Genomic DNA, 2,661 nt, shown 5'->3' on the forward strand with positions numbered 1-2,661 from the left:
CGAGCCATGACCTCATAGCCAACATGAGGGCCATATTTTGGGTAGAGAACATTCCCCAATGCTTGTTGAACTTGCAAAGCTTCATCGTTGGGAATAGCCGTTACATCGGAAAACTGAAGTGCCACCTGAATAGCGGGATCCTCTGGATCGTCAAAGAAGATATAAATATGGGCAATTCCAAGGGCAAGGTGATAGCGAATGAACGACTCCAAGCACACGCCTGGATCCCGAACAGTGGTAATTATGCAAACCCTGGCCATGGTGGAGCTGCAAGCCTTTAGGTGAATTGCTTGGCTCCTAGCCAAGTATTGATAGTGAAGCGGCTATCGGCAAAGGCTTGGCTAGGGCTAAATACCGGCAGGATCTCATGTAGGCAACTGCTGGAGGGGAAGATTATGACCTGTTTGACTTTGTGCAGCAATCTAAGCAGATTCCAGACAAGGAGTTTGACCTAGTTGTTGTTTGGACTTCGAGCTTCGACTACAGCAATCCTCTTAATACCAAAAAGTTTGGCTGTCCAACTGTTTTACTGGCTGGAGACACCCGCCACTGGAAATTCCCCATCAACCATCTGTTGACCTACTGGATCACCGAAGGCTTCGACTATGTAGCTACTGCTTACAACCGCCAGCATTTGCACTGGTTTGCTGCAGCGGGTGTGGAAAACCTGGCCTGGTTGCCTCTCATCTCCTTGCACACTGTCAGCCACGAGTGGGTGGAAACTCGAGAAAATCAAGTTGTCTTCATTGGACAGAAAGGATCCCGCCATCCCAGGCGTTGCCGGCTGGTTCAAGCCATAAAGAATGCAGATTTGCCCATCCTCATCAAAACAGCCAACCGCCAAGAGGCAGCCAAATGGTTTGCCCATTCTCTGATTTCCTTTAACTGCAGCCAAAATGGGGATCTGAACTTAAGGAACCTGGAAGTGATTTCTGCAGGGGGCTTTCTGCTGACTGACCAGCTCTCCTTCGCCTCAGGATTGGACGAACTTTTGGCGCCCGGCACCTACTGCGACACCTACAACTCCGAAGCCGAACTCCTGGAAAAAGTTCGCTACTACCTAGACCATCCCCAAGAAGCCATTCAAATTGCCCGCCGCGCTTACCACACCTTTGATGAAAAGTGGCATCCCCGCCACCGCATTCAGAACCTGCTGGACTGGGTGTTTGGGGGAGAGCTGTCGGAGCCCTTTCGTTACTCGCCCCGCTCTGATGTGCGCTACTTTGTCAGCACGGCCAGCTCTGCCTGGATAGACACACGGCTGGGGATTTACGAGCCCATTCAAGAGCTGCATCGCGTGCAGGAGCGACTGAGGGTATTTGTTGGCCGAGGCTGTCCTGGGGTGATAGCCGCGGACTTGCTGGACTTGCCGCGGCTGGAGCTGTACGTGGAAGAGGGGTTTGGGGATCCCTGTGCCCTGCTGCAGCAGAAGGGAGTGCCCGAGCGAGTTCATGAGGTGAGGGGGGAGCCGAGCAGTTGGCCCAGCTTTGATGCGGTGGTGTGCACGGTGGGAGACTTGCAGCGGCTGGGGCGGCCTTTGAGAACCAGCTTTGCTTTCATCCTGGGAGAAGACACCCAGCTCCTCTTTGCCAATGCGGGAAACATACACAGAAACTTTTCTCATTGACTTAGTCCAAGGCCGCAGCTCCGTTCCGTCAGCTTGGCTGTGGGGGTACGAAGGCGTCGAGTACGAAGGAACGGTGGCCAGACTTAGTCGAGTCTATCAGCCTGCTGTTTCTGTTCTTTCTGATGTCAGGGTTGTCGTGGATGTGAGAGCGGGGGTGGGCGTGGCCAGCGCTTGTTTCAGAACTCTTCACCCTGAGGCGGCTATTCACTGTTTCGAGGTGGATCCCCTAGCTCTACACCTGCTGCGGCAGAATATTCTCAGCTTGGGCAACTGCTTTGTGCATTCGGTGGGGCTAGCGGGGCAGAATAGCTGCAGAACTTGTCGCCTCTGGCCGGAGGATCCTCAGGCCGAGTGGGGAGTGGAGCAGCTGCTCCCTTTCCGGGAAGCCAGGGCAGCCCTCAAGGAGTTGGGTCTGGAGTTCATCGATGTGCTCAGGGTGGCTACAGGTGGAGAGGAGGTGGAGGGACCAGCTTGCAAGAGCAGCTCGAAGATATCAAGGTCATCTATGTGGAGTTTTGCTCAGAACAAGACCGCAAACAGATTGATCAGATGTTGGACCCTACCCATCTCCTCTGGCAGGGAGAAGTTGTAGCAGGCCAAAGAGGAGTCCTTTGCTATCTTAAGTAGAGCTTGTTTTGTCAACAACAATTCAAGCCTTGGAGAGGAGACTTAAGGTTATGAACTCAACCATTATCGTTACGGCTGCTGACAGCAAGTTTTTTGAATTGGTTCAGGGGACTATTCTCTCCATCCGAGAGAAACCTCAGGGGCACTCTGTAGATATTGGATTCTTGGATGTAGGCTGTACACCGGAGCAGTTGCAATGGATAGGTCAGTACGTTGACCACATCGTTGAGCCAGGTTGGAACTATACCCTTCCAGAGGCCGATAGACAGCCCAAGTACCTCAAGGCGCTAGTTTCCAGACCCTTCCTGCCTGAATACTTCCCAGGCTACGAAATTTACATTTGGATTGATGCGGATGCTTGGGTGCAAGACTGGTTTGCAATTGAGCTTCTTGCTTTGGGAGCAAAA

The 2,661-nt window shown here is 52.8% G+C and carries 2 protein-coding genes and 1 pseudogene; 2 read left to right on the plus strand and 1 reads right to left on the minus strand.

All coding sequences use genetic code 11. The features are described from left to right. Nucleotides 1–218 (minus strand): glycosyltransferase family 2 protein (locus tag NW806_RS07100; RefSeq protein ID WP_414410592.1); only part of this gene is annotated, 218 nt, incomplete at its 3' end. Nucleotides 219–412: 194 nt separating this feature from the next. Between NW806_RS07100 and NW806_RS07105 the strand changes: the two genes are divergently transcribed. Both NW806_RS07105 and NW806_RS07110 read left to right on the plus strand, forming a co-directional pair. Further along, on the plus strand, nt 413–1,627 hold the full coding sequence (locus NW806_RS07105; protein WP_414410551.1) for a glycosyltransferase: 1,215 nt from the start codon (nt 413–415) through the stop codon (nt 1,625–1,627). A gap of 677 nt (nt 1,628–2,304) precedes the next feature. Next, nucleotides 2,305–2,661, plus strand: a pseudogene (locus tag NW806_RS07110) (macrocin O-methyltransferase); the annotation flags it as partial.

Origin of the sequence: Synechococcus sp. W65.1 (genome assembly GCF_047461615.1) — a bacterium.
Taxonomy (GTDB): domain Bacteria; phylum Cyanobacteriota; class Cyanobacteriia; order Thermostichales; family Thermostichaceae; genus Thermostichus.